Below are 24,397 nucleotides of genomic sequence, written 5' to 3' on the forward strand. Positions count from 1 at the left end.
GAAGTTGCGAAGCTGATTAGGGAAGGAATCCTTACCCCAGAGCGCGCACAAAAATATCCTCGAAGGAATGTCCTCCTTTCAGCGCTTGGCGGCAATAGTTCGTATCAGCTATTTTTGACAGAGTTTGAATGGATTGCAGGGGATCGCCTCTTATTGCTTTCGGATGGTGTTTATAAAATCTTGGCAAAATCACAAATTGCATCGATATCTGCATCATGCCAATCGCTTGACAAGTTTGTAGAGGATCTTGAGAAAAAGCTAAAGACGACAGGGCTCGTCGACGACGCTTCTCTGCTGGCTGCGGAATTTCTGTAGGGTCGCAGGCAGCATGACAAATAGACTGAATGYGCATGAGCCCGCTTTTCAACACGTAGCGCCATACCCCACGCTGCTGACCGCTCTCTGCCAGCACCGCGCTAGCGCCCAAAACACTCAGGTCTACACCTCCCCCGCCGCCTTCGAAGCCTTCATCCGGGGCGGCGGCAATGTGCCGCTGTATGAGCGCGTCAGCGCGGAGCTGGCGAGCCACTACACGCCCGAGGTGCGCTCCCTGCTGGACATCGGTTGCGGCGACGGCCACGCCCTCTTTCCGGCCCTGGCCGCCGCTGCCCACCCGCGCGCGCTGGCGCACCTGACGCTGGTGGAGCCCGCAAGCGCGCTGCTGGCCAGCGCCGTAGCGCGAGCCCAGGCCGAGCAACCTGCGCTGCCCCTGCAGGCGCTGCACGAGGGCTTGGGAACCTTCGCCGCCAAGCTCGGGCCTGATGAACGCTGGGACCTCGCCCAAGCCACCTTCGCGCTGCAAGCCATTCCCGAGCCCGAACGCTGGGCCGGCCTCGCCCGGTTGCGCGCCCATGTGAAGCGGCTGGTGATCGTGGAGTTCGACATTCCCGACCTGCAGCGCGGCTCGGACGCCTACGTGGCCTCGCTCGCGCAGCGCTACGAGCGCGCCCTGGGCGAGTACGAAGGCGCCACGCGCGACTTGGTCGCGCAGGGTTTTCTCGTCCCCATGTTCCTCGGCCAGCTCGACGCGCAGACAGCCGCGACGAACTGGGAGCACCCGATGCCGGTCTGGCGCGAGAAGCTCGAAGCCCTGGGCTGGCGCGTGACGCGCCTGGCCCACATCAGCGACTACTTCTGGGCCCCGGCCTTCGTGCTGGTGGCCGAGGCCTGAACCTGATGCTGAATCTCTTCCTGGCCATCGCCGCCGTCACGGCACTTCACCTCCTGACCATGGCCGCCATGGGCCATGCCGTCGGCGCGCAGCTTCTACGGATTTCCTACGGCTTCGGGCCGGCGCTGTTCACGACTGGCCTCTTTGAAATTCGGGCCCTGCCCATCGGAGGTTCGGTGCGCTTCCTGCATTCCGTCGAGGACCGGCTGTCTGAAGAGGAATGGCCCAGGGCGCTCGACCGCCTTTCGGTGCCTGCGCAATTGCTCGTTGTGCTGTCCGGCTGCGCGCTGTTGCTGGGGCTGGCCGTCGCGCTTCAGGGACGCGCGGGTATCGACGCCTTCCTGGCCTTGCCGGCCCAATGGCTTACCGGTGTGACTTCGCCGCTGGGCGACGCGCAAGCACTGCTGCAACGGATCGCTGCCTTCGCTGAATCGGCGCCGTTCGCGGTCATCCTCGCGTTATTGGCGGCCAAGGTCGCAGCGTTGAACCTGCTGCCTCTGCCGTACTTGAATGGCGGCGCGGCATTGGCCGTGCTGGGGCGGCGCCTGGGCTTGGCCCGCTGGTGGCCGGCCGCCGCTACGCGCGCGGCGGTGTTCGCGTGGATGGCGGTGCTTGTCTTGTGGCTGGTTGCGCTGGGCGGCTTCATCCTCGGCGCTTGACGATCAAGCTCGCCGCCCTTCCACCCCCCCGGGCATCCTGAAGATGAAGGACGCTTCGCGCCCCCCATCGCCGCCCGCCCACCGCAAACGGGCCTGCAGGCGCACAGTGCGCCGGCGCACCACCGCGCGAACGCAGTCACCGGCGTCGACAGGTGAGGAGGCATCCAAAATGAACTTCGCAAAGCACATGCTGACGGGGCTGTTGGCGGCAGGTTTGATGATGGTTGGCACTGCGGCATCCGCCCAGGACTCCAGCTACAAGCCGGGCACGGTGTGGAACTTCTCCCATATCAAGGTCGAGCCCGGGCAGTTCGAGAACTACATGGACTTCCTGGCCAAGACCTGGAAGAAGTCCAACGAGTTCGGCAAGAAGGAGGGCTACATCGTGTCGTACCACGTGTTCTCGGTGAACAACGCTCGCGAGGGCGAGCCCGACCTGATCCTGGCCATCGAGTCCAAGGACTACATGACGACCGCGCAGCAGCTGGAAGTGCAGAAGAAGTACGAGGCCTTCATGGCCATGGACCAGCACAAGATGGACGCGGCCTCCGGCGAGCGCAAGGTGATGCGCAAGCTGGCGGGCGGCATGGAGTTGCAGGAGCTGGTGCTGAAGTAAGGCAGCCCGCCCATTCAGCTGTGCCAGCATGCCCTCCGGCACGGCTTGGATGGAAAAAATACCAATGATCACTAGCACTTAGCAAACTCTTAAGGTTCGGCTAGCAAGCATTTAGCGGCGCGCCGCCGCCCCGATTCCTACAGTGACTGCACGGTTCGATGCCAGGCGCAGCGAGCCATTCGACACACCACCCAGGGAATCCGAGATGCACACCTCACTGCAAGAAATCCTCGCCGTTCGCGGCACGGCCACGGCGCCGCGTTTTGACATCTACGCCAGCATTCACAAGGGCCTTCGGCTGATGCTCGCCGACCTGGTCACCAGCGCCGGCTGCGTCGACCCGGGCGACCCGGCGTCGCTGCAGCAGCTGGCCGGCAAGGTCGAGGCGGCGGCGGATTTCTGCGCGTCGCATCTGAAGCACGAGAACGCCTTCGTGCACCCCGCGCTGGAACGCGCCCAGCCGGGCACCAGCCAGCGCATTGCGACCGAGCATGTGGCGCATGAGCGCGACATCGAGGCGCTGCGCACCCATGCCCGCGCGCTGGCCGATTGGCCGCCGCAGGACTGCGCGGCCGCCTGCCGGGCGCTGTACCACGCGGTGAGCCTGTTCGCGGCCGACAACCTGGCGCACATGCACCTGGAGGAGACCGAGCACAACGAGGTGCTGTGGGCGCATCTGGACGATGCCGGCATCATGGCCATCCACGGCCAGATCCTGGCCGCGCTGTCGCCCACCGAGATGATGGCGTCGCTGCGCTGGATGCTGCCGGCCCTGGCGCCGGCGGAGCGCTTGGCGCTGCTGGGTGGCATGCGTGCCAACGCGCCGGCGCCGGTGTTTGGCGCAGTGCTGGCCATGGCGCGCGAGCAGCTCAACGACGACGACTGGGCTGCGCTGGCGCGCGGCCTGGGCCTGCCGGTTGCACCTGGCCTGGCGGCCTGACGGAGGCCCATGATGAACAACAACAAACGCTATGGCGCCTGGTGGCTTCGCATGGCTGCGCTCTACCTCGTGGTGGGCGTGTCACTGGGCAATTACATGGGCGCGACGCACGACTTCGGGTTGCGCTCGGTGCATGCCCACGTCAACCTTCTGGGCTGGGCGAGCATGTTGGGCTTCGGCCTGGTGGTGCAGCAGTTGGCCGACACGCTGAGCCCGCGGCTGGTGGCGCTGCAGTTCTGGCTGCACCAGCTGGCGCTGCCGGTGATGCTGTCGGCGCTGGCGGCGCTGATGCGCGGCAACACAGCGGCCGAGCCGCTGGTGGGGCTGGGCTCGGCGGTGGTGGGGGTGGCGGTGCTGGCCTTTGCCGCCAACGTCTGGCGCGGCACCGGCGCCAAGCTCAGGGCGGCATGAGCGTTTGATGCGGGTCAAACGCGGTGCTCGTGCTTTTTCAACCCCCTCAAACCTTGGGTCGGAACCGTCATGCCACGCTGGCATGCTTGGCTCATCGCTCAGCAGTACGAGACGACCCTCATGTTGCACACCGCCCCCACCCCCGACCGCGACCAGACCCTCGGTGAAGAGATCGCCAATGCCATCAGCCACGGCCTGGGCGTGGTGCTGGCCATCGCGGCCCTGCCCATCCTGGTGATCCGCGCGATGAACCATGGCGGCACGGCCGATGTGGTGGCCGCGGCGATCTTCGCGGCCACGATGATCCTGCTGTACGGCATCTCGACGCTGTATCACGCCCTGCCGAACAGCCTGTGGCAGGGCCGCGCCAAGGCGGTGCTGCTGCGGCTGGACCACGCGGCCATCTACGTCTTCATCGCCGGCAGCTACACGCCCTTCACGCTCGGCGTGCTGCACACCGGGCCGGGCGTGACGCTGTTGATCGCCGTCTGGGCGGCGGCAGCGTTCGGCGTGGCGATCAAGCTGCTGAACCGGCTCAAGCACCGCTTCGTGTCCACGGGCCTGTACCTGGCCATGGGCTGGGTGGTGGTGTTCGCGGCCGGGCCGCTGGTGAACAGCCTGCCGGCCGCGGGCCTCACGCTGCTGATCGCCGGCGGCCTGAGCTACACGCTGGGGGCGTTTGTCTTCCTGCTGGACAACCGGGTGCGCTACTCGCACTTCGTCTGGCACCTGTTCGTGCTGGGCGGCAGCGCCTGCCACTTCTTCGCGGCGCTGTTCTACGCCTACACCTAGACTGCGCGCGAGCCATCGGGCGCGATCAGGCACGACAAACTGAAGTGCCCGCCGGAGGCGGAGTCAGGGAGATAACAAGCATGTCGATTCCAGACCCGTGCCCGGCGCCGCCGGCGCGCTTGGCCGGCCGTTGGCGCCTGGGCATGGGCGCCACTGCCATGGCGGCCGCCTTGTCCGCCTGCGGCGGGGGCGGAGGTTCTGCGCCCGCGCCTGCGCCCACACCTGCGCCTGCGCCCACACCCGCGCCCACACCCGCGCCTGCACCGGCACCGGCACCTGCGCCCGCGCCAGCTCCAACGCCTGCACCGGCACCCGCCCCAGCGCCTGCACCGGCACCCGCCCCAGCGCCTGCCCCGGCACCCGCCCCGGCTCCAGCACCCGCGGCCTTCGAGCCCGTGCCCGCGACATCGGCGGCCAGCTACATCTGGCAGCGCAACTTCGGCGGCAACCCGCTGGYGTCGGCCAGCGGCACGACGATGAACATGTTCGACGCGACCGAGCCGGTGCTGACGCAGTACACGTGGATGAACCAGTTCGCCACGGGTGGTGGCATCTTCTGGATCGGCCCGCAGCCGCAGAGCGGGCTCTTCCTCGGCACGACTGCGCCGGCGCTGAAGCTGCAGGTTGGGCTGGTGCCGCACGCCATCTGGCCGATGGCGTCCAGCTCCGTGGGCACGCTGGACTCGCCCAACTGCCGCCCCAGCAATGGCGCCTACGTGGTGCACGACGTGGCCTATGCGGCCGATGGCAGCCTGAGCAGTCTGGCCGCAGATTTCACGGCCGGATGCTCGCTGGGCTATGCCGCCTACGTGAGCGGCGCCATCCGCTACCGGTCGGCCGTGGCCGCGGCGCTGGACCGCAGCTTCGCCGTGGCCGGCGCGGACCGCACGCTGAACGAGGGCGAATCCCTGCGCCTGGACGGCTCGCTCTCCTGGAACCCTGCCAGCAGGTTGCGCTCCATCGAATGGACCCAGCTGTCGGGGCCGAGCTTCGACCTGTCCAACTGCCGGCTGGGCATCTGCGACACCTACACGCCGCTGGTGGCCAAGGGCGGCGCGCAGGCGAAGTTCAGGCTGACGACGGTCTCGGAGTCCGGCAAGTCGGCGACGGCCGATCTGACCATCAGCGTGCGCAGCTGGCAGGACACGCAGTCGCGGGCCGACATCTGGGGCAGCGGCCACGTCTCGAGCGGTAGCGACTTGCGCATGTCGGAATCGGATGGCGTGTTCGATGTCCCGGTCAAGGGCGGGACCGAGGCCATCTTTGCTGACCAGACGGCGGAGCGCATTCGCTGGGTGTTCAACCCCAACGGCAATGCTGCCTATGACAGCATGGAGCTTGTGCTGTCGAACACGGCCGGACTTGCGCTCACGCCGGGCAGCTATGCCGGCAACCTGCGGGCCGGCTTCGAGCCGGGGGCCGGCCCGGCAGCCAGCGCCAGCTATGCCGGCCACATGTGCAACTCCTCCGAATGGGAAGCCCTGGTGGCCGAGATGGACCGCGACCCCACCCAGCTGACGACGGTGAACCGTGGCGCCGTCACGCTGCACATTGGCTGCACCGAGGGCGGTGGCGAGCTGCAAGGCAGCTATCTGCGGCTGTGGCTCCGCTACACGCCAATGTCGCCGCCGGTGGTCAGGGTCACTGCGCCCACCACGGCCACGGCCGGCCAGGCCGTGATGATCCAGGACGCGGGCAGCACCACCGCGAACGGTGGCGAATGGCTGCGGACATGCAAGCAGATCTATGGGCAGGCCAGCGCCAGCATCGAATTCCTCGCCAACGGTGCCTGCAAGGTCACGCCATCGGCCAGCACGCCCAACAACAGCAAGGTCGTCGTGGCCTACGAAGTGCTGGACGGCAAGGGCCAGTCGGGCATGGCCCTCGCCGAACTCTTGGTAACCGGCGGCCCCGCGGCGGCGGCGCAGCTTGGGGGCAAGCCCGCGTTCCAGGCGGCGACGCAACCCGCCCGGCGGACGGCGCGATGACGCGATGACGCGTCACACTGGGGCCTGACCCGAACTTCAGCTGGAGTGCCCCCCCATGCCCAAGGCTTACTGGATCGCCCGCGTCGACGTCAACGACCCCGAGCAATACAAGCTCTACGTGCAGCGCAACGACGCGGTGTTCGCCAAGTTCGGCGGCCGCTTTCTCGTGCGCGCCGGCCAGTTCGAGAACCCTGAGGGCAGCAGCCGTGGTCGCAATGTGGTGATCGAGTTCCCGAGCTACGAGGTGGCGCTGGCCTGCTATCACTCGCCGGAGTACGCGCCCCAGATCACGCTGCGCCAGGCCGCGGCCGAGGCGGACATCGTCATCGTCGAGGGCTATGACGGGCCGCAGCCGGGTTGAACCGGTGAGCGATTAAAGGCTGCAACCGTGACCTAACGACGCCGCACGCAGGTTGCTGCGCCGGTGTCCTACAAGGGCTTTGGGGCGGCGTGGTACATTCGCCGCATAGATTCGCACAAGACCGTTTCCTCAAGGTCTTATCTGCAGCCCCGCTGGCCACCCCCTGGCCCTTCTTGCGAGCGGCTCGCTTCAGCAACTCCCCGGTGAGTGTTCTTGAGTGTTTCTGTCTCCGCACGGCATGACGCCGACGGAGTATTTTTTCCATCTATACATTCCAAAAAGGAACACCATGACTACAGAAACCGGCACCGTGAAATGGTTCGACGACGGCAAGGGCTTCGGCTTCATCACGCCTGACAACGGCGGCAAGGACCTCTTCGCCCACCACAGCGAAATCAAGAACGCTGGCGGCTTCCGCTCGCTGGCCGAAGGTGCCAAGGTGTCGTTTGAATCGACCCAAGGTGCCAAGGGCCCGCAAGCCTCGAACATCCGCACGCTGTAATTTGTGCAAGGGCGCCTTGGGCGCCCAACCGCCGCCGGCAAAGACCGGCGCGGGAGCCCCACAAAAAGAAGAACAACATGAACAATAACAATATCGAGGTGGGACGCTTTTTGGTTTCACCCATGACCCAAGCCCGCGAGGGCGGCGGTTTCGACGCCCTGGTGTCGATCCGCTCCGGTCGCGGCATGGCCAGCGTGGATCGCATCATGCGTTTCACGCCACAGTTCATCAGCCCGCAGGCAGCATTGCACTACGCGCGGAATGAAGGCCTTGCCTGGGCGCGCTGCCATTGAGGAGCGCGCGGCGGTCACCGGCCGCATCAGACGCCGGCACGGCCACGTGCTCGGCCTCCCGTCTAACTTTCGCAACGGAGCCCCACACTTGGCCAAAGAAGAACTGATCGAAATGCAAGGCGTCGTGGATGAAATCCTGCCCGACTCGCGCTTTCGCGTGACGCTGTCGAATGGCCACAAGGTCATCGCCTACACGGGCGGCAAGATGCGCAAGCATCACATCCGCATCCTGGCCGGCGACAACGTGTCGCTGGAGATGTCGCCCTATGACCTGAGCAAGGGCCGCATCACCTTCCGCCACCTGGAGCGTCGCGGCCCGCCGCCGTCCGGTGGTGGCAGCCAGCAGCGCCGCTGAGCCCTCGCGGCTTAAACCCCGAATCGGCCGCCATGGCATGCCTGGCGGCCGTTTCCATTGGTGCGCTTGCAACATCCAAGCTCGCGCCCACCGCGTAGGCTCTGCGTTCCCATGTTGAAAGCCACCCTCTTCCTGCTCGGCGCCCTGCTGTTGGCGGGGGTGCTGGTGGCCTACGCGCCGGTGAAGGCGCTGAACGTGCTTGCGCCCGTCCACACGCACACGCGCACGGCCGGCCTGGCCTACGGGCCGGGGCCGCGCCAGCAGCTGGACGTGTACCAGCCGGCCCGCGCGGCGCCGCGTGAGGGCTGGCCGGTGGTGGTGTTCTTCTACGGCGGCGCCTGGAACCGCGGCAAGCGCGGCGACTACGCCTTCGTCGGCGAGGCGCTGGCCTCGCGCGGCATCCTGACGCTGGTGGCCGACTACCGCCTCTACCCGGAGGTGCGCTACCCCGACTTCCTGCGCGACAGCGCCGCAGCGCTGGCCTGGAGCCTGAGCCACGCCGCGGGCCTGGGCGGCAACCCGCGGCGGGTCTTCGTCATGGGCCACAGCGCCGGCGCCTACAACGCCGCCATGCTGGCGCTGGACCCGCGCTGGCTCAAGCAGGCCGGCCACACGCCACGCGAGCTGGCCGGCTTCATCGGCCTGGCCGGGCCCTACGACTTCCTGCCCATCGAGAACCCCGACGCGAAGCCGGTGTTCTTCCACCCCGACTACCCGCCCGGCACCCAACCGCTGGAACATGCCAGCAAGGCCGCGCCGCGCAGCTTCCTGGGTGCGGCAAGAGACGACTCACTGGTCAACCCGCAACGCAGCACCCAGGGCCTGGCGACGCGGCTGAAAACCTTCGGCGTGCCGGTGACGGTGAAGTTCTACGACCGCGTCGGCCACACGACGCTGATTGCCGCCTTCGGTGCGCCGCTGCGCTGGCTGGCGCCGGTGCTGGAAGACGTGACAGGTTTCGTCAACGGCCCGCCTGAGCGCTGAGCACCGCCCGCCGCAGCGCGGCCAGGGCCTCATGGTCGGTCCAGCTGTCGGCGGCGTCGCCGATGACGACCTCCACCATCGCACCGCCCGCCAGCACATGCGAGGCCACCGTCCGTGCGCCCAGCCAGAAGCCGTCGCGCCGGGCCACCTCCAGCAAGCCTTCGCGCAACGCTTCGGGTGCCACTGGCAGGTGCAGCTGGAAGGCATTGACCTGCGGCTTCTCGGGCGCCACGCGCCAGCCAGGTTCGGCCGCCAGCAAGGCGGCCAGCGCCTGCGCGCGCTCGCGGTAGGCGGGCATGCGCGGCAACTGCGTGCGCAGGCCCTGCAGCGCGCTCAGCACGTAGGGGTGAACGGTGAAAAGGTTGCCCGCCAGGCGGGTCTGCCAGGGCGCGATCTGGGCGATGAAATCCTCGCTGCCGGCCAGCACGCAGCCGGCCAGGCCGCCCAGGCCCTTGTAGAAGGACACGTAGACCGAATCCGCCAGCGCGGCAATCTCGGCCAGCGGCCGGCCGTAGTGGGCCGAAGCCTCCCAGAGCCGCGCGCCGTCGAAATGCAGCGGCACACCCGCCGCGCGGCACCAGGCGCTGATGGCCATGAGTTCGTCCCACTCGGGCAGGCGGTAGCCGGCCCGGCGCAGCGGCAGTTCGACCACAACGACCGCCGGCTGGCCGGGCAGCGAAGCCAGTTGCGCGGTGCCGAAGGGCTCGTCCGTCATGCCGATGCGCAGGCCGCGCAAGCCCAGCAGCTTCTCGAAGGCCTCGGCCTCGTCGATGGCGATATGGCTTTGCGGGTGCAGCGCCACCGGGCCGTCGCCCTCACCGCAGTGCACGCGCAGCGCCGCAAGCTGGGCGGCCACGCCCTTGTGCATGAAGCGCGCGGCCGGCTTGCCGAGCAGGGCGGCCACCTCGGCCTCCAGCGCCTGGATGGCCTGACCCTGGCCGTAGACGTCCAGCGGCAACTCGGCTTCGGGCAGTTCGGCCAGCGCCAGCAGGGACTCGCGTATGGACAGCGGCGGGCGGTGGCCATTGAGCCAGCGGGTGCAGCGCTTGCGCAGTTCGGTGTCGGCGTTGAGGGTGGTGTTGGAGTAGCTGGCAGAGGGCATGGCCGGGAGTGTCGCCTGCCTCTCGAAGCCGACGCTGGCGACAGCGCCGCGCCGGGCGGGAATGCCCTTTTGATCGGGGTTCACTAAACTCTCGCCCTTTTTCCTCGCGCGCGCCGTACAGGCGCGCCAGCCCCATGCAAGCCCTCTCACCGCAGCCCCTCGCACCCGAGCCCCTGGCCCGGCTGCTGCTGCAATGGGGCGTCGCGCCGGTGGCGGCAGCACCCGTGGCCGAGCGCCTGGGCGGCTGGCTGGGCTGGGCGGAGGCCATCGGCCTGTCCCAATTGCTGGCCACAGCGCCTGCAGCCGGCGCCAACGTCGCCGCCCGCCGCGAAGCGGTGGACTGGGCCGACGCCGCACTGGCCCGCCTGCAGGAAGAGCTGACCGCCGCCTTCGACGACGCCCTGCTGGCGCGCGAATCCGCCGAATCCGCGCCAGAAGGCGTGCCGCTGGCCGACCTGCTGGCGCCCTACCGCCTGCACCACGCCCAGCAGCAGCGCAGCATGGCCGCGCGCGTGGCCACACTGCGCGAGCGCCTGCGCCCCCGGCTGGCCGAAGCCTCGGGGGCGCTGGCCCGGCTGGCGCAGCTGGACGCGGTGTTCGAACGCGCCATCGTCGCGCAGGAGCGCCCGCTGCTGGCCGGCCTGCCCGCCCTGCTGACGAAACGCGCGACAGATCATCACGCCACCGACCCGCGCCGCTGGCGCACCCGCTTCTGGGCCGACCTGCAGCGCGCGCTGCGCGCCGAGCTGGACCTGAGATTGCAACCGGTGCAGGGGCTCATTGAAGCCCTGCATCAAGCTGATTCCTGATGAACCGCTTCCTGAACGCCCTCTATTCCCTCGCCCTGGCCGCCGGCCTCGCGGGCATTGCCGGCGCCGCGCTGGCCGCCGCCCGCCACCACCCGGTGGCGCTGGCAATGACGCTGCTGATCGCGGCCTTCTTTGCCATCGGCATCTGGGAGCTGACCGCCTTTCGCCGCAGCAGCCGCGAGCTGGATGCCGCGCTGGACGCCGAGCCGAAAGAGGGTTGGGTCGCGGCATTGCCCGCCGCCCTGCGTGCCAGCGTGCAGCAGCGCCTGGAAGGCCTGCGCGTGGCCCTGCCCGGCCTGGCACTCGCGCCGGCACTGGCCGGCCTGCTGGTGCTGCTGGGCATGCTGGGCACCTTCATCGGCCTGGTCATCACATTGAGCAGCACGGCCAGTGCCCTGGGCCAGACGGCCGACCTGGCCGCACTGCGCACCGCACTGGGCGCGCCGGTGCAGGGCCTGGGCCTGGCCTTCAGCGCCAGCGTGGCCGGCGTGACGGGCTCGGCCATGCTGGGCCTGATGGTGGCGCTGGCAAGGCGCGAACGCGCGGCCGTGTCGGGCCAGCTCGACACCGCCCTGCTCGGCAAGCTGCGCCCGCTGACCGCCGCGCACCGCCGCGCACTGGAGCAGCAGGCCGCCGAAGCTGCCGCGGCTGAAGCAGCGCAGCAGCGTCAGCTTGAACTCGTCGCCCAGTTGCAGCGGTACGCCCAGCAGATGGCCGACCAGCTCGCCGCGCAGAACGACCGCTTCCATGGCGAGACGAGTAAGGCCTACACCGCCCTGGCCGCCAGCGTGGACACGACGCTGCGCAGCAGCCTGGCCGAGAGCGCCCGCCTGGCCGGCGCCGCCATCCAGCCCGCCGCCGAGGCCGCAATGGCCGGCATCGCCCGCGAGGCCRCCGCCCTGCATGAGCGCGTGGGCACGCAGGTGGCCGGCCAGCTCGGCGCGCTGAGCAGTCGCTTCGAAGCCGGCGTAGCGCAGATCGCCCAGCAGGGCGAGGCCACGGCCAAGGCACAGGCGGAGGGCCTCGCCCAGCAGCGCGAGGCCGCACTGAAACTGCTGGCCGACACGAGCACTGCAACGCAGCAGGCGGTGGATCGCCTGGGTGAACGCTGGGCCGCGCAGGCGCAAGACCTGTTGGCCGCACAGGCGCAAGCCGACACTGCCCGCGCCGCCGCGTTGGGCCGTCAGATTGAGGCGCTGGCCGAGCAACGTGCCGCCGCCCAGCAAGCCATCGCCGACACCGCCGGGCGCTTTGCCGCACAGACGCAGACGCTGCTGGACCACATGGCCGAGGCGCAAGCCCGGCAGCAGGCCCTGCAAGCCGAGCTGGACACGCAGCGCCGCGCCGAGTCCCAGGCCGACGCCGAGGCGCTCGCACAGCAGCGCGCCGCCAACGAGCAGTTGCTGGCCGCCCAGCGCGAGGCCGCGCAACAGCTGCTGGCCGACAGCGGCGAGCGCGCCCAGAACGCGCTGACCGCGCTGACCACTGGCTTCGCCGCGCAGACCAAGGACCTGCTGGACCGCATCGCCGACACGCAGACCCGCCACGCGGCGCTGCAGGCCGAACTGGACAGCGAACGCCGCACCGAGGCCCGCGTCGACGCCGAGGCCCTGGCCCGGCAACGCACCGCCAACGAACAGCTGCTGGTCGCCCAGCGCGAAGCCGCGCAGCAACTGCTGGCCGCCAGCGGCGAACGTGCCCAGAGCGCCTTGACCGAGCTGACCGCCGGCTTTGCTGCGCAGACACAGGCCGCTGTCACCACGCTGGCCGAGGCACACACGCAGCTGCAATCGGCCCATGCCGCGCACGATGCCGAGCGCCTGGCCGCATGGCGCACCGAGCTGCAGTCGGCCGGCGCCACGCAGTTGGCCCAGCAGCAGCAACTGGCCGATGGCCTGCTGCGGCACACCCGCGAACTGGTCGCGCAGACCGAGGCCCAGGCCAAGACCACGCTGAGCGAAGCCGGCGCGTTGCTGCAGGCCGCCGGCGAAGCCCCACGCGCAGCCGTCGAAGTGGTTGCCGCGTTGCGCGAGCAATTGGCACAGAGCCAGGCCCAGGACCGCGCAGCCCTGGCCGAACGCGCCGAACTGATGCAGACGGTCTCGACGCTGCTGGCCTCGCTGCAGCAGGCCGCTGGTGAACAGCGCGCTGCCATCGATGCCTTGGTAGGCAGCTCCGCCACCCAGCTCGAAGCCCTGGGCCAGCGCTTCACCGCGCAGGCCGACGCGACCGGAGAGAAGCTGGCCGAAGCCGCGACGACCTTGGCCGCCAGCGCCGCCGAGATGGGCAGCCTGGGCGAGGGCTTTGGCGCGGCGGTGGAGCAGTTCCAGGGCGCCAATGCCCAGTTGGTGCAGCACCTGGCCGCGCTGGAAGAGCGCCTCTCCAGCGCGATGACGCGCAGCGACGAACAGCTGAGCTATTACGTGGCCCAGGCCCGCGAGGTCATCGACCTTTGCCTCGGCTCACAGAAGCAGGTGCTGGACGCGCTGCAGGGAGCCGCCGCGAATGGATGAGCCGCTGGAGATCGAGCAGGAAGGTGTCGGCACGCCCGCCTGGGCGGCGTTCGGCGACCTGATGGCCGGCGTGCTGGGTGCCTTCGTGCTGGTGCTGGCGGCGGCGCTGGTGGGCCAGCTGGATCTCGCCAACCAGCTCAAGGCCGAGGTGGAGCAGCGCCAGGCCGAGCAGGCGCGCCGCGAAGCGCTCGAGCGTGCGCTGGCCGGCCCGCTGGCCGACGGCCGCATCACCCTGGTCGAGGGCCGCATCGGCATCAGCGGCGCGGTGCTGTTCGCCATCGGCTCGGACCAGTTGCACGCCGACGGCCGCGCGCTGATCAAGAGCCTGGCCGTGCCGCTGCGCACCTATCTTGCCCAGCGCGACGAGATCCTGATGGTCAGCGGCTTCACCGATGACCGCGGCATGCTGACCGGCAAGGGCGCGCCGAAGTTCAGTGACAACTGGGAGCTGTCGGCCCAGCGCGCATTGACCGTGACGCGCACGCTGATGGCCGAGGGGCTGCCGCCGGACGCGGTGTTTGCCGCTGCCTTCGGGCCCCAGCAGCCGGTGGCGTCCAACGACGACGCGTCGGGCCGCGCGCTGAACCGACGCGTCGAGATCGCACCCACGCCGCGGCCCAAGCGCGCGGCGGCATCGGCCCCGTGATGGACGACCCCGTCGCCTGGGTGCAAGCCCGGGCCGAAGCCGATCCGGTGCGCCGGCGCGTGCTGGAAGCGCTGGCGCGGCGAGCCTCTGCGCTGGCGCCGGGCGCGCTGCGCGAACGGCTGGTTGCGCGGCTGGTGCAGCGCGCCGAGGCTGAGCCGGTCGTGCTGCCGACTCGGCGGACTGCGAACGCCGCAAACCCACTGACCGAGCTTGTCGCCCAGTTGCAGGCCGGCCCCGAGCTGCGCAATGTGCAGGCCCACCGCCGCACCTGGAGCGCGCTGCGCCTGACGCGCCGCATGGCCGAGGTCAGCGCACCGGTGCCCGAACACCTGGGGCCGCTGAACAGCCAGGTGCTGGTCTCCCGTGCGCTGCAGCAGTTACAGGCCCTGTCGCCCGACTATCTTCAGCGCCTGCTGACCCAGATCGATGCACTGGCCGCACTCGGGCCGCTGCAGGTTGCCGCCGAAAGCGATGCCAGGCCGGCCCGCAAGCCCGCCGCTCGGCGGCGTTGACGCGCACAGCAGTTCGCTGCTGACAGGATCTGACAGGGCTCGGGCGCGAAGATGACAACGCTGCCAACCCTCCAGCCTGCCGCATGACGCCCATCCTCTACTTCTCCCGCAACCCCAACCCACGCCTGGCCGTCGCGGCGGCGAAGTATTTGGCCGCGCCGGTCACCTACGAGTTCGCCGCGCCGTTGGCCCCCGGCCAAGCAGACAACTACCGCCACTTCAACCCCTCGCTGCGCCTGCCCATCCTTGTCGAGGCCGACGGCAGCTCGCTGTTCGAGGCGGATGCCATCGCCTGCCGCCTGTCGCAGATGGTGGGCTCGGAGTTCTGGCGCACCGGGCCTGAGCTGCCGAACATGATCCGCTGGGTCAGCTGGAGCCGCGACAACTTCATGCATGCCTGCGACATGGTGCACTTCGAGCGCGGCACCAAGCAGCGCTACAAGCTGGGCGCGCTGGACGAAGACCTGGTGGCGCGCGGCACCGAGCGCTTCCACGCGACCGCATCCATCCTCAACGCTCACCTGAGCAAGCAGGACTGGCTGCTGGCCAGCGGCCTGTCCTACGCCGACTTCCGCATGGGCGTCTTCCTGCCCTACAACGACGTAGCTCGGCTGCCGCTGAGCGACTACCCGGCGGTGGCGGCCTGGCATGCAAGACTGATGGCGCTGCCGGCCTGGGCCGATCCGTTCGAGGGGCTGGATGCGCCGGAGTTGCCGCCTGTGGCTTAGGCTCGATGCGGTTCAGCTAAGGCAGTTGCCGACCCTGAAGCGACATTCGCAGCTCTGAATTGATAGCTCCAAAGCAGTCGCTCGCGCCCCTGCTTGTCAATCAGCTACGGCAACTGGATGGTCGAAGGACCGCGAGCTCACTCGGCGCTCGCAGCATCGAACGCCAGTCAATACACGCCCATGTAGTCACGCTTGCCGATGGCGATCCCGTTGTGGCGCAGGATGGCATAAGCAGTGGTGACATGAAAGAAGAACTGCGGCAGGCCGTAGTTGGCCAGATAGGTTTGACCGATCAGCCGCTTCTCCTTTGGTGTACCGGGACGCAAGATGATCTCTCTGCTTTCGCTGCCTTCGAACTGCGCTGCGCTCAGGCCATCCAGAAAACTCACCGTCTGGGCTAATAGGACGTCAAGATCAGCAAAGCTCTTCTCTTGTCCCTCCTGGGTGGGGGCCTCGACACCCGCCAGGCGTGCCGATACTCCACGCGCAAAGTCGGCTGCGATCTGCACCTGCTTGGCCAACGCAAACATGTCCGGATACAGGCGCGCCTGCAGCAAGGCGTCGGACTCAATCGAGTGGGCCGAGGCGTGCGTACTCGCCTGCGCCAGTACGGCTTTCAGCGCCACCAGCATTTGCTTGAAGACGGGAACGGCGAAGGTATACATCGGACTGGTCATGGTCGTTCCTTGGTAGAAGTGAAGCTAGACGGCGGCGGCATTCGAGGGGCGCCTCACAGGGTTGGAAGCCCAGTTGCTGCGCCAACGGCAAAGGCCGGACGACGCAATTCAGTGTAAGGACGCGCTAAGGGGCTCGTCAGTGCGAACGCGCGGTAGGCGGCGGCTGACCGAGATCCACCGCGGACGTCGGACTTCTGGCAGTCCGTCTCGTCCGGCAAATCTACGGGATCGAGATTGGGTTCGCGTGAACCCGCTGGCGACCCGTTGCTGACATCAGACCGCACCGTTCGGACGCTGCAGAGCGGGCAAGTTTGGATAGGGGTTGCTATCGGACGACTGATGCCACACAGCCTTGGCCGCTCGTTGAAGTTCCGTCCCGTAACCAGCCTGCAATTCCGCTCGTTGAGCATCGTCAAGCGGACCCTGGGATGATGCGATGGCGGAGCCGCTGCACAAGAAGAGATAGAGCGCCGCCAGTTCTTCAAGCCGTGTCGATGCCGACTCAACCTGGAAGATTCCTGACTCGCTTTCGCTCGCCTCGATCGTCACCGGAGGCTCTCCTCGCGTTCGATCTGCGATGTAAAGCGAAGTCCAAGCGCGGCTGTGGACCGGATGCGAATTTCCTTCCGTATCAACGTTCCATCCCGGGCCGAACAGCAGGTCAATGAAGACTCTGAAGTCGGGTCGCTCCTTGTCAACCTTTACGTGGTGCATTCGCTGTCAGTTCAGAGATCGCGCGGGCTAGTCTTCCAAGGTGCACCTTAGCCGAAGACGGCATGTGACCGAACTGCGACATGCGCCTCAACTGGGTCTGTTCGAGGTGGAGCAGGACGCGCACGGCGCCCGTAGTGCTGCCGCCTGCCCTTTACAGGCTAGGCCAACGGTCTCGTCGCCAGATGCACGCAGAACCATGAACAGTCGTGCGCTGTAGAACGCCTCGCGGGCCACCCATCCGCATGACGCCAACATGCTCGCGCCCTCCAACCACGGCTCGTTGTCCTTCAGGGCCTCGAACGTGAATTCGCCATTCACGTGCCCCACGTAAACGCGGAACCAGTGCAGGTCATGCTCGAGCCGCTCGCTCCGGATCGCCGTTTCGAGGAGCGGCATCAAGTCAACCGGAATTGACGGCGGAGCGCAAGTAGAGCTTCGCGTGCCGACATTGCCGATGAACGCGCTGAACCGTTGGCCAGCGATGGTCCACTCCTCGATCTCAACCTGCTCTGGGTCATGGCAAGACCAGAGTGAGGACAGCAGTACGTGGAATGAGTTGATCGTGAAGCTCTGGAGGCCGTCCGACAACCCGACCTCACCGGCACCGATGCCGCCGAAGCACTCCTCGATGACCACGCCGTCGCGCACCAGGACCTGCATGTCGAGTCGACCGTGTGTCTCGCCAGGGTGCCAAGTGCCACGGATGGCCGGCAGTTCGGCGTTGGGTAGTACCCGGCCGTCATGGAGTGACTGCTCTAACCCGTGGCGCTTGAATAGCTCGGTCAGCCAAGTCTCGGGGGTCAACTCGGGCCCAACAGTCTGTACCAATTCAGACGGCTTTGGCGTGGGCGTACTTCGCTTGCCGAAGAGACTCCTGATGAATCGCATGTCGTTGTCGTGATGGCGGCGCCGAAGTTCATTCGGGCATCGGTAGTCCGGCGATCGAAACTGGCCTTGTAAGCCGTCGACGGGCTCGTCTTATGCGCTGAGGGCGTCGCCTTTGATCCAGTCGTGTACCGGAAAGCCGTCGCTGGCGACCGGCAGCAAATGGCCGGGTCCAGCCGCGAGCTCGATCCCTGCTTTCAGTCGACGGCATACCGTAGTCGATGCAGCGCCTTTAGAGCAACCCAGCCTGAAAACCGCCGTTCGCGGCGGACTGCACTGGCCATGTCGCACCTATCTTGAAGGCTTGGACGGCACGGACCATGCAAGTACAGCTTGAAGGTCAGAGGCGTAGCAGCAACGCGATCACCAGCGAAAACACCACACCGAACGTGAAGGCAGCCTTCAACCAGGGATCCCTGGACGATTCGTCCGGAGCGGAGATCTCATCCAGGTCATCGTGGGCTAACCCGCGGACACCTCCAAGCAGCCCGGCGAAGAAATGAAACGTGGCTTCTGCGCCCCGGATGGCCAATTCGGGAAACGCCAGTCCGGTGACGATGCCGGCAAATGCGCCCCCGAACACGAAGGGCGCGATATGAATGGTGATCACTCCGAGCAACGCCCCGAATGCCACTCCCGCGAACATGCCAACGGCTGCCGCTCCCATCCGGTAGGGGAGGTTAGGTGATTGCAGCGGCTCGGTCATGGAACTTTCAAGACAGTTTCGACGGACGCCCGGCATTCTGCCCACCTCACGAACAGCAAAGACAGGCATCTTCGCGACTTCGAATATGGTGTCATGGCTTGTCGCGATTTCGCAAAGCTGCCTCTTGCGACAGGCCGCTTCTGGCCGACAGCTGCTCTGACTGAACCGTAGTGCGCTAAGCCCAAGGACCGTTAATCAGCGCTCGCGTCTCCTCGACAGCGATGCGCCACATCTCCAGCACCTCGGCGTCAGGTCGCTCGTAAGCGCCGCCGAAGTTGCCGTCGCCCGCCAGCTCGCGCGCCGCATCGGGCGCCAGCACCGCATAGCGCTGATAGTCCACCGGCGGCTTGCGGCCTTCCGGCTGGGTCACGCCGGCCAGGCGTGTCCAGGGCAGGTTCTCCATCCACGAGGCGTGGGCCGAGTGCGGGTCGATGGCCTTCACATGGGCCAGCGTCTTGGGTGAATTCCACCAATTGTGGAAGCGCACCCGGGTGCGCGGATGGGCGGCCATCCATTCGGCCACCGCCGCCGCGACCGGCTGGTTGCCGCCATGGCCGTTGACGATGAGGATGCGGCGAAAGCCTTGGTGGTCCAGGCTGTCGAGCAGGTCATGGACGACGCATCGGCCGTGGAGTTGGCGTGGAACAGTGAGTAGTCGAAGCCATCGGGGCTGGCTTCGGTGCAGACGGTGAGGGTCTTGGCAGAGGCCGAAGCGGCCACCAGTGCGAGTGCCGCGAGCAACAGCCTCATGCGGGGCGCCTCCAGGCCATGCCCAGCGTGCGCGGCGCCGTGTGCACAAAGCCGAACTGGGCATAAAGGGCGTCGGCCGGCACGTCGGCCAAGAGGCTGACATAGCCGGTCTCGGGCACGTGCTCGCGCAGCCAGGCGGCGATCTCGGCCATGATGAGCTTGCCCAGGCCCTTGCCCTGGTGCTCGGGCAGCACGGCGATGTCGACGACCTGGAAGGCCGTGCCGCCGTCGCCAATGACGCGGCCCATGCCGACGGGCTCGCCGCCGTGCAGGATCTGCACGCCGAACAAGGTGCCGGGCAAGCCACGCGCGGCCGCCTCGRCCGACTTGGGGCTGAGGCCGCAGGCGACGCGCAGATGGCGGTAGGTGTCGGCCGAGGGCGTGGCGTGCAGCGTCGTGTAACTCATGTCACCCATTCAACCATCACCTGCACTCATACCTGCAGCGCCCTCCGACATGGCCCCTGCGGGCTGGCCCCGGGGCCACCGTGTCGGGTGCGCTGCAACAATCCAGGTCTGGCCACGCCCTCCCACGCATGAAGTCCACCTCCCTTGTTGCCGCCGTCCTGGCCCTGCTGCTCAGCGCCTGCGCCAGCGTGCCCTCGCCGGTCCCCACGCCCGCCCCTGTCATGGCCGCAGGCCCTGCCGCCGCAGTGCGCGCACCCAACATCGACCGCAGCTACACCTCGCAGAATCAGGACAGCCGCGCTCTCTACATCGTGCTGCACTACACCGTGCTGGACTGGGAGAAATCGCTGAAGGTGCTGACGACCGGTGGCCAGGTGTCGGCCCACTACCTGGTGCGCGACAACCCGGTGGCCAGCTACGCCCTGGTCGACGAGAACCGCCGCTCCTGGCATGCCGGCGCGAGCTTCTGGGCCGGCAACACCAACCTGAACTCGGCCTCCATCGGCATCGAGATCGTCAACGCCGGCTATGTGGACGGCCCCGGTGGCCGCGTCTACGCGCCCTTCCCGCAGGCCCAGGTGGACGAAGTCATCGCCCTGGTGCGCGACATCCAGAAGCGCCATAACGTCAAGCCAGAGCGCATCATCGGCCACGCCGACATCGCGCCCGGGCGCAAGCAGGACCCCGGCCCGCAGTTCCCCTGGAAGCAGCTGGCCGACGCCGGGCTGATCCCTTGGCCCGATGGCCCGCTGGTGATGGTGAAGACGCTGGAGCATGAGGTTGCGCCGCGCGACGTGGCCTGGCTGCAGGAGCGGCTGGCGCGCATCGGCTACAACGTGTCGCGCTCGGGGCAGCTGGACGTGATGACCAAGGAGGTCATTGCCACCTTCCAGATGAAGTACCGGCCACGCGACATCTCCGGCACGCTGGATGCCGAGACGGCCGCGCTGATCGAGGTGGCGTCCACGCCCAGCGCGATGCGCGTGGCAGGTGCGACCGACACCGAGACGCGACCGTACACGTCGCGCTGGTAATGCTCGCCTTCCTGCTCAAACGCCTCGCCACGCTGGTGCCGACATTGATCRGCATCACCATCGTCGCCTTCGGGCTGATCCGCCTCGTGCCCGGTGACCCCATCGAGGTCATGATGGGCGAGCGCCGCCTGGACCCCGAGACGCATGCAGCTCTGGTCAAGCGCATGGGGCTGGACCAGCCGCTGCCGGTGCAGTATCTGGACTACGTGGGCAAGCTCATGAGAGGCGACCTGGGCCAGAGCCTGGTCAGCCGCGAGCCGGTCAGCAAAGAGTTCGCGGCGCTGTTCCCGGCCACCGTCGAGCTGGCCACTGCGGCGCTGATCTTCGCGGTCGGCTTCGGCCTGCTGCTGGGCGTCAGCGCGGGCCTCAAGCGCGGCTCGCTGCTGGATCAGGGCGTCATGGGCATGGCCACGGTGGGCTATTCAATGCCGGTGTTCTGGTGGGGCCTGATCCTCATCATGTTCTTCTCCGTCAACCTCGGCTGGACGCCGGTGTCGGGCCGCATCGGCATCGAGTTCGATCCCGAGCGCGTGACCGGTTTCATGCTGATCGACTCCTGGCTCAGCAACGAGGAAGGCTCCTTCAAGTCGGCGCTGATGCACATGATCCTGCCGGCCCTGGTGCTGGGCACCAGCACGCTGGCGGTGGTGGCGCGCATGACGCGCTCGTCCATGCTCGAGGTGCTGCGCGAGGACTATGTGCGCACGGCGCGCGCCAAGGGCCTGTCGCCCACCCGCGTCGTCGTCGTGCATGCGCTGCGCAATGCGCTGATCCCGGTGCTGACGRTGGTCGGCCTGCAGACCGGCAGTCTGCTCGCCGGCGCCGTGCTGACCGAAACCATCTTCTCGTGGCCCGGCATCGGCAAATGGCTGATCGACTCCATCGGGCGGCGCGACTATCCCGTCGTGCAGGCCGGCATCCTGATCTCGGCCCTGACCTTCATCGGCGTGAACCTCATCGTGGATGTGTTGTATGGCGTCGTGAATCCGCGGATTCGGGGTGGGGGGCATTGAGGCAATCATGACAAGGGCGCTGCGTTCCGTGTCTGAGGTTTGGGCCACTCTTGGCTTCGGCTGCTTGCTCGCCGCCGCCATGGGAGGCGGGCTGCTGGCATGGCAGCTGGCGGCCTTGGATGGGCAACCTATCGAGCGCTCGAGCGGATTCGTTGCTGTCATGCAGCCTGAAAACAAGGGCTACGTTCTTCAAACCGCGGGCCGCGGTCGAATCAGCTGCACACGCGATTTCTGCGGATATCCCAGCGCAGGCGCCGACCTGGGCATCACCCGCACCTACTACATGGCCGGTGGCCGTTTGATTGGCGTGGAGCGGGACGGGCAACTCATTGATCTGCGCGACGAATGGCGCGCGAGGTGGCGCGCCAGCTTGTGGATACCAGAGGGTGCGGCAGCGCTGGCGGTTCCGTGTTTCTGGGCAGCAATCAGATCGCGAAAAGGCACGCCGCCTGAATCGTCAAGGACTTCCGCTTGAATTCGACTTCCGTCATTGCCATCGAGCCGCCCGGCCCGCTGCGCGAGTTCTGGCTCGGCTTTGCCGCCAACCGTGGCGCCCTGATTGCCCTCATCGTCTTCGCGCTGATCGCCGTTGCCTCCCTGCTCGCGCCGCTGATCGCGCCGCACGACCCCATCGAGCAATACCGCGATTTCATGTTGACGCCGCCCATCTGGGCCGAGGGCGGCAACTCGCGCTTCCTGCTGGGCACCGACGAACTGGGCCGCGACATGCTGAGCCGGTTGCTGCATGGCGGGCGGGTGTCGCTGGGCATCGGCCTGGCGGCCGTTGTCATGTCACTCATGCCCGGCGTGCTGCTGGGCCTGCTGGCGGCCTTCTTCCAGCGCTGGCTGTCGCCCGCCATCATGCGCGTGATGGACATCGTGCTGGCCCTGCCGGCCCTGCTGCTGGCCATCTGCGTCATCACCATCCTCGGCCCCGGCCTGGTCAACACCGTCATCGCCATCGCCATCGGTGCGCTGCCAGGCTATGTGCGGCTGACGCGCGCCGCCGCCCTGGGCGAGATCGGCCGCGACTATGTGACGGCCAGCCGCGTGGCGGGCGCCCACGTGTGGCGGCTGATGTTCATCACCKTGCTGCCCAACTGCATGGCGCCGCTGATCGTCAACGCGACGCTGTCGTTTTCATCGGCCATCCTGGAGACAGCGGGCCTCGGCTTCCTGGGCCTGGGCGTGCAGGCGCCAACGCCCGAGTGGGGCACCATGCTGTCGTCCGCGCGGGACTACATTACCCGCGCGCCTTGGGTCGTCACGCTGCCGGGCCTGACCATCCTTGTGTCGGTGCTGGCCATCAACCTGATGGGCGACGGCCTGCGCGATGCGCTGGACCCGAAGTTGAAGAAGGTGGCCTGATGCCTTTGCTGAACATCAGGAACCTCAAGGTCCAATTCGGCAACTTCCCCGCCGTCGACGGCGTGGACCTGACGCTGGACGCGGGCGAGCTGCTGGGCATCGTCGGCGAATCGGGCTCGGGCAAGTCGGTCACGATGCTGGCGCTGATGGGGCTCATCGACGCACCGGGCAAGGTCACGGCGGACGCGCTGGAATTCCAGGGTCGCGACCTGCTGAAGCTCAATGCCGCCGAGCGCCGCGCGCTGATCGGCCGCGACGTGGCCATGGTGTTCCAGGACGCGCTGAGCAGCCTCAACCCCAGCTACACCGTCGGCGCGCAGATCGCCGAGGTGCTGAAGGCGCATCTGGGCCTGCGCGGCGCGGCCGCGAAGCAGCGCGTCGTTGAGCTGCTGGAGCTGGTCGAGATCCCCGACGCGGCCAGCCGCGCCAGCGCCTACCCGCACCAGCTCTCCGGCGGCATGAACCAGCGCGTGATGATCGCGATGGCGATTGCCTGCGGCCCCAAGCTGCTGATCGCCGACGAGCCGACCACCGCGCTAGACGTGACCATCCAGGCCCAGATCATGGCCCTGCTCTTGAAGCTGCAGCGCGAGCAGGGCATGGGCCTGATCATGATCACCCACGACCTAGCCATCGTCGCCGAAATGGCCCAGCGGATTGCCGTCATGTATGCCGGCCAGATCGTCGAGACCGGGCCGGTGCCAGAACTGTTCGACGCGCCGCGCCACCCGTATACGAATGCGCTGCTCGCCGCCATTCCCGAGCACAACAAGGGCGCCACGCGCCTGTCGGCCCTGCCCGGTATCGTGCCCGGCGCGCTGGACCAGCCCAAGGGCTGCCTGCTGTCGCCGCGCTGCCCGCGCGTGCAGCCGCGCTGCGTGGCCGAGCGGCCGGCGCTGGAGAACGGTGTGCGCTGCTTCTTCCCCGTCGAGGAGCACGCCCATGTCTGAGCTCCTCCTCGAAGCGACCGACCTCGCCCGGCACTACAGCGTCAGCCGCGGCCTCTTTAGCCCCAAGGCCACGGTGAAGGCGCTCAACGGCGTCAGCTTCACCCTCGCGCCGAAGAAGACGCTGGCCGTCGTCGGCGAATCGGGCTGCGGCAAGAGCACGCTGGCGCGCCAGCTGACGCTGATCGAGCAGCCGACGCGCGGCGCCTTGAAGATCAGCGGCACCGATGCCGCGACGGCCGACAAGGCCACGCTGAAGTCGTTGCGGCGCCAAGTGCAGATGGTGTTCCAGAACCCGTTCGCGTCGCTGAACCCGCGCAAGACCGTCGAGACCACGCTGGCCGAACCGCTGCTGATCAACACGCCGATGACGGCACTGGAGCGGCGCGAGCGCGTGGCGGCGCTGGCGGCCAAGGTGGGCCTGCGGCCCGAGCACCTGCGCCGCTACCCACACATGTTCTCGGGCGGCCAGCGCCAGCGCATCGCGATTGCGCGGGCCATGATCCTGAATCCC

At 67.8% G+C, this 24,397-nt stretch carries 31 protein-coding genes; 24 read left to right on the forward strand and 7 right to left on the reverse strand.

The features are described 5' to 3' along the window. The 13 genes from ACXJKR_RS04125 to ACXJKR_RS04185 all read left to right on the forward strand — a co-directional run. A partial coding sequence (locus tag ACXJKR_RS04125) for a PP2C family protein-serine/threonine phosphatase (RefSeq protein WP_457320965.1) occupies positions 1-315 on the forward strand: 315 nt, incomplete at its 5' end. Between the two features lie 13 nt (positions 316-328). Then, on the forward strand, positions 329-1,171 hold the full coding sequence (locus tag ACXJKR_RS04130; protein ID WP_457320966.1) for a methyltransferase: 843 nt from the start codon (positions 329-331) through the stop codon (positions 1,169-1,171). Positions 1,172-1,176: 5 nt separating this feature from the next. Beyond that, the gene (locus ACXJKR_RS04135) at positions 1,177-1,830 is read left to right on the forward strand and encodes a site-2 protease family protein (protein WP_457320968.1); all 654 of its coding nucleotides are present in this window, start codon (positions 1,177-1,179) and stop codon (positions 1,828-1,830) included. Between the two features lie 169 nt (positions 1,831-1,999). Then, entirely contained in the window at positions 2,000-2,446 is a 447-nt protein-coding gene (locus ACXJKR_RS04140; protein ID WP_457320970.1) for a hypothetical protein, read from the forward strand. Between the two features lie 205 nt (positions 2,447-2,651). After that, positions 2,652-3,386, forward strand: a complete 735-nt coding sequence (locus ACXJKR_RS04145) for a hemerythrin domain-containing protein (RefSeq protein ID WP_457320971.1) — start codon at positions 2,652-2,654, stop codon at positions 3,384-3,386. 12 nt (positions 3,387-3,398) lie between these two features. Next, positions 3,399-3,797 (forward strand): hypothetical protein, encoded by a 399-nt coding sequence (locus tag ACXJKR_RS04150; RefSeq protein ID WP_457320973.1) that lies wholly within the window; start codon positions 3,399-3,401, stop codon positions 3,795-3,797. A gap of 120 nt (positions 3,798-3,917) precedes the next feature. After that, entirely contained in the window at positions 3,918-4,589 is a 672-nt protein-coding gene (gene trhA / locus ACXJKR_RS04155; protein ID WP_056201287.1) for a PAQR family membrane homeostasis protein TrhA, read from the forward strand. 395 nt (positions 4,590-4,984) lie between these two features. Then, positions 4,985-6,577, forward strand: a complete 1,593-nt coding sequence (locus tag ACXJKR_RS04160; protein WP_457320975.1) for a hypothetical protein — start codon at positions 4,985-4,987, stop codon at positions 6,575-6,577. A gap of 55 nt (positions 6,578-6,632) precedes the next feature. Further along, positions 6,633-6,938 (forward strand): DUF1330 domain-containing protein, encoded by a 306-nt coding sequence (locus tag ACXJKR_RS04165; RefSeq protein WP_457320977.1) that lies wholly within the window; start codon positions 6,633-6,635, stop codon positions 6,936-6,938. 289 nt (positions 6,939-7,227) lie between these two features. Then, positions 7,228-7,440 (forward strand): cold-shock protein, encoded by a 213-nt coding sequence (locus ACXJKR_RS04170; protein ID WP_056200393.1) that lies wholly within the window; start codon positions 7,228-7,230, stop codon positions 7,438-7,440. Between the two features lie 77 nt (positions 7,441-7,517). Continuing rightward, on the forward strand, positions 7,518-7,733 hold the full coding sequence (locus ACXJKR_RS04175; RefSeq protein WP_082532821.1) for a hypothetical protein: 216 nt from the start codon (positions 7,518-7,520) through the stop codon (positions 7,731-7,733). A gap of 88 nt (positions 7,734-7,821) precedes the next feature. Then, complete coding sequence (infA, locus tag ACXJKR_RS04180) at positions 7,822-8,088, forward strand: translation initiation factor IF-1 (protein ID WP_056200396.1); 267 nt, start codon at positions 7,822-7,824, stop codon at positions 8,086-8,088. 111 nt (positions 8,089-8,199) lie between these two features. Continuing rightward, positions 8,200-9,072, forward strand: coding sequence for an alpha/beta hydrolase (locus ACXJKR_RS04185; RefSeq protein WP_457320980.1), 873 nt, complete (start codon positions 8,200-8,202; stop codon positions 9,070-9,072). Here the strand turns inward: ACXJKR_RS04185 and ACXJKR_RS04190 are convergent. Next, the gene (locus tag ACXJKR_RS04190) at positions 9,050-10,258 is read right to left on the reverse strand and encodes a threonine aldolase family protein (protein WP_457320982.1); all 1,209 of its coding nucleotides are present in this window, start codon (positions 10,256-10,258) and stop codon (positions 9,050-9,052) included. The two genes, ACXJKR_RS04185 and ACXJKR_RS04190, sit on opposite strands and share 23 nt — an antisense overlap. Before the next feature lie 50 nt (positions 10,259-10,308). Between ACXJKR_RS04190 and ACXJKR_RS04195 the strand changes: the two genes are divergently transcribed. The 5 genes from ACXJKR_RS04195 (at position 10,309) to ACXJKR_RS04215 (ending at position 15,382) form a co-directional block, all read left to right on the forward strand. Beyond that, on the forward strand, positions 10,309-10,983 hold the full coding sequence (locus ACXJKR_RS04195; RefSeq protein WP_457320983.1) for a DUF3348 family protein: 675 nt from the start codon (positions 10,309-10,311) through the stop codon (positions 10,981-10,983). Continuing rightward, the gene (locus ACXJKR_RS04200) at positions 10,983-13,496 is read left to right on the forward strand and encodes a hypothetical protein (RefSeq protein ID WP_457320985.1); all 2,514 of its coding nucleotides are present in this window, start codon (positions 10,983-10,985) and stop codon (positions 13,494-13,496) included. The genes ACXJKR_RS04195 and ACXJKR_RS04200 overlap by 1 nt, the downstream gene beginning before the upstream one ends. Further along, positions 13,489-14,142, forward strand: coding sequence for an OmpA family protein (locus tag ACXJKR_RS04205; RefSeq protein WP_056200408.1), 654 nt, complete (start codon positions 13,489-13,491; stop codon positions 14,140-14,142). The genes ACXJKR_RS04200 and ACXJKR_RS04205 overlap by 8 nt, the downstream gene beginning before the upstream one ends. Then, the gene (locus tag ACXJKR_RS04210; protein ID WP_457320987.1) at positions 14,142-14,654 is read left to right on the forward strand and encodes a DUF2894 domain-containing protein; all 513 of its coding nucleotides are present in this window, start codon (positions 14,142-14,144) and stop codon (positions 14,652-14,654) included. The genes ACXJKR_RS04205 and ACXJKR_RS04210 overlap by 1 nt, the downstream gene beginning before the upstream one ends. An 83-nt stretch (positions 14,655-14,737) precedes the next feature. Then, complete coding sequence (locus ACXJKR_RS04215; RefSeq protein WP_457320989.1) at positions 14,738-15,382, forward strand: glutathione S-transferase family protein; 645 nt, start codon at positions 14,738-14,740, stop codon at positions 15,380-15,382. A gap of 167 nt (positions 15,383-15,549) precedes the next feature. On the opposite strand, the gene ACXJKR_RS04220 is transcribed toward ACXJKR_RS04215, so the two are convergent. The 6 genes from ACXJKR_RS04220 to ACXJKR_RS04245 all read right to left on the reverse strand — a co-directional run bounded on the left by ACXJKR_RS04220 (position 15,550) and on the right by ACXJKR_RS04245 (position 19,521). Next, positions 15,550-16,059, reverse strand: coding sequence for a DUF1993 domain-containing protein (locus tag ACXJKR_RS04220; protein ID WP_457320991.1), 510 nt, complete (start codon positions 16,057-16,059; stop codon positions 15,550-15,552). Between the two features lie 273 nt (positions 16,060-16,332). Beyond that, positions 16,333-16,608, reverse strand: a complete 276-nt coding sequence (locus ACXJKR_RS04225; protein ID WP_457320993.1) for a hypothetical protein — start codon at positions 16,606-16,608, stop codon at positions 16,333-16,335. Positions 16,609-16,860: 252 nt separating this feature from the next. After that, on the reverse strand, positions 16,861-17,577 hold the full coding sequence (locus ACXJKR_RS04230; RefSeq protein WP_457320995.1) for a DUF6348 family protein: 717 nt from the start codon (positions 17,575-17,577) through the stop codon (positions 16,861-16,863). A 421-nt stretch (positions 17,578-17,998) separates the two neighbouring features. Next, a complete protein-coding gene (locus ACXJKR_RS04235; protein ID WP_457320997.1) occupies positions 17,999-18,364 on the reverse strand; it encodes a hypothetical protein in 366 nt (121 codons plus the stop codon). A 175-nt stretch (positions 18,365-18,539) separates the two neighbouring features. Next, positions 18,540-19,217: a creatininase family protein gene (locus ACXJKR_RS04240; RefSeq protein WP_457320998.1), complete on the reverse strand. Its 678-nt coding sequence runs from the start codon at positions 19,215-19,217 to the stop codon at positions 18,540-18,542. Then, positions 19,111-19,521, reverse strand: coding sequence for a GNAT family N-acetyltransferase (locus tag ACXJKR_RS04245; RefSeq protein WP_457321000.1), 411 nt, complete (start codon positions 19,519-19,521; stop codon positions 19,111-19,113). Before ACXJKR_RS04245 ends, ACXJKR_RS04240 begins: the two co-directional genes overlap by 107 nt. A 128-nt stretch (positions 19,522-19,649) precedes the next feature. Here ACXJKR_RS04245 and ACXJKR_RS04250 point away from each other — a divergent pair, with 128 nt between their 5' ends. The 6 genes from ACXJKR_RS04250 to ACXJKR_RS04275 all read left to right on the forward strand — a co-directional run. Further along, positions 19,650-20,555 carry an N-acetylmuramoyl-L-alanine amidase gene (locus ACXJKR_RS04250; protein WP_457321002.1) on the forward strand — a complete coding sequence of 302 codons (906 nt, stop codon included), beginning with the start codon at positions 19,650-19,652 and terminating at the stop codon, positions 20,553-20,555. Continuing rightward, positions 20,555-21,568: an ABC transporter permease gene (locus ACXJKR_RS04255; protein WP_457321004.1), complete on the forward strand. Its 1,014-nt coding sequence runs from the start codon at positions 20,555-20,557 to the stop codon at positions 21,566-21,568. The genes ACXJKR_RS04250 and ACXJKR_RS04255 overlap by 1 nt, the downstream gene beginning before the upstream one ends. A 7-nt stretch (positions 21,569-21,575) precedes the next feature. Further along, the gene (locus ACXJKR_RS04260; protein WP_457321005.1) at positions 21,576-22,043 is read left to right on the forward strand and encodes a hypothetical protein; all 468 of its coding nucleotides are present in this window, start codon (positions 21,576-21,578) and stop codon (positions 22,041-22,043) included. Continuing rightward, positions 22,040-22,936, forward strand: a complete 897-nt coding sequence (locus ACXJKR_RS04265; protein ID WP_457321007.1) for an ABC transporter permease subunit — start codon at positions 22,040-22,042, stop codon at positions 22,934-22,936. Before ACXJKR_RS04260 ends, ACXJKR_RS04265 begins: the two co-directional genes overlap by 4 nt. After that, on the forward strand, positions 22,933-23,886 hold the full coding sequence (locus ACXJKR_RS04270; protein WP_457321011.1) for an ABC transporter ATP-binding protein: 954 nt from the start codon (positions 22,933-22,935) through the stop codon (positions 23,884-23,886). The genes ACXJKR_RS04265 and ACXJKR_RS04270 overlap by 4 nt, the downstream gene beginning before the upstream one ends. Continuing rightward, positions 23,879-24,397, forward strand: a 519-nt coding sequence (locus ACXJKR_RS04275; RefSeq protein ID WP_457321009.1) for an ATP-binding cassette domain-containing protein, incomplete at its 3' end; no start/stop codon positions are given. The genes ACXJKR_RS04270 and ACXJKR_RS04275, both read left to right, overlap by 8 nt.

The organism is Roseateles sp. P5_E11 (assembly GCF_054049355.1).

What these genes read in the sequence shown, in the direction of transcription:
- ACXJKR_RS04135 (WP_457320968.1), top strand. Translation starts at nt 1,177, where the DNA reads ATGCTGAATCTCTTCCTGGCCATCGCCGCCGTCACGGCACTTCACCTC.
- ACXJKR_RS04140 (WP_457320970.1), top strand. Translation starts at nt 2,000, where the DNA reads ATGAACTTCGCAAAGCACATGCTGACGGGGCTGTTGGCGGCAGGTTTG.
- ACXJKR_RS04145 (WP_457320971.1), top strand. Translation starts at nt 2,652, where the DNA reads ATGCACACCTCACTGCAAGAAATCCTCGCCGTTCGCGGCACGGCCACG.
- ACXJKR_RS04150 (WP_457320973.1), top strand. Translation starts at nt 3,399, where the DNA reads ATGAACAACAACAAACGCTATGGCGCCTGGTGGCTTCGCATGGCTGCG.
- trhA (WP_056201287.1), top strand. Translation starts at nt 3,918, where the DNA reads ATGTTGCACACCGCCCCCACCCCCGACCGCGACCAGACCCTCGGTGAA.
- ACXJKR_RS04165 (WP_457320977.1), top strand. Translation starts at nt 6,633, where the DNA reads ATGCCCAAGGCTTACTGGATCGCCCGCGTCGACGTCAACGACCCCGAG.
- ACXJKR_RS04170 (WP_056200393.1), top strand. Translation starts at nt 7,228, where the DNA reads ATGACTACAGAAACCGGCACCGTGAAATGGTTCGACGACGGCAAGGGC.
- ACXJKR_RS04175 (WP_082532821.1), top strand. Translation starts at nt 7,518, where the DNA reads ATGAACAATAACAATATCGAGGTGGGACGCTTTTTGGTTTCACCCATG.
- ACXJKR_RS04185 (WP_457320980.1), top strand. Translation starts at nt 8,200, where the DNA reads ATGTTGAAAGCCACCCTCTTCCTGCTCGGCGCCCTGCTGTTGGCGGGG.
- ACXJKR_RS04195 (WP_457320983.1), top strand. Translation starts at nt 10,309, where the DNA reads ATGCAAGCCCTCTCACCGCAGCCCCTCGCACCCGAGCCCCTGGCCCGG.
- ACXJKR_RS04205 (WP_056200408.1), top strand. Translation starts at nt 13,489, where the DNA reads ATGGATGAGCCGCTGGAGATCGAGCAGGAAGGTGTCGGCACGCCCGCC.
- ACXJKR_RS04210 (WP_457320987.1), top strand. Translation starts at nt 14,142, where the DNA reads ATGGACGACCCCGTCGCCTGGGTGCAAGCCCGGGCCGAAGCCGATCCG.
- ACXJKR_RS04215 (WP_457320989.1), top strand. Translation starts at nt 14,738, where the DNA reads ATGACGCCCATCCTCTACTTCTCCCGCAACCCCAACCCACGCCTGGCC.
- ACXJKR_RS04220 (WP_457320991.1), bottom strand. Translation starts at nt 16,059, where the DNA reads ATGACCAGTCCGATGTATACCTTCGCCGTTCCCGTCTTCAAGCAAATG.
- ACXJKR_RS04235 (WP_457320997.1), bottom strand. Translation starts at nt 18,364, where the DNA reads ATGACCGAGCCGCTGCAATCACCTAACCTCCCCTACCGGATGGGAGCG.
- ACXJKR_RS04240 (WP_457320998.1), bottom strand. Translation starts at nt 19,217, where the DNA reads ATGTCAGCCTCTTGGCCGACGTGCCGGCCGACGCCCTTTATGCCCAGT.
- ACXJKR_RS04250 (WP_457321002.1), top strand. Translation starts at nt 19,650, where the DNA reads ATGAAGTCCACCTCCCTTGTTGCCGCCGTCCTGGCCCTGCTGCTCAGC.
- ACXJKR_RS04260 (WP_457321005.1), top strand. Translation starts at nt 21,576, where the DNA reads ATGACAAGGGCGCTGCGTTCCGTGTCTGAGGTTTGGGCCACTCTTGGC.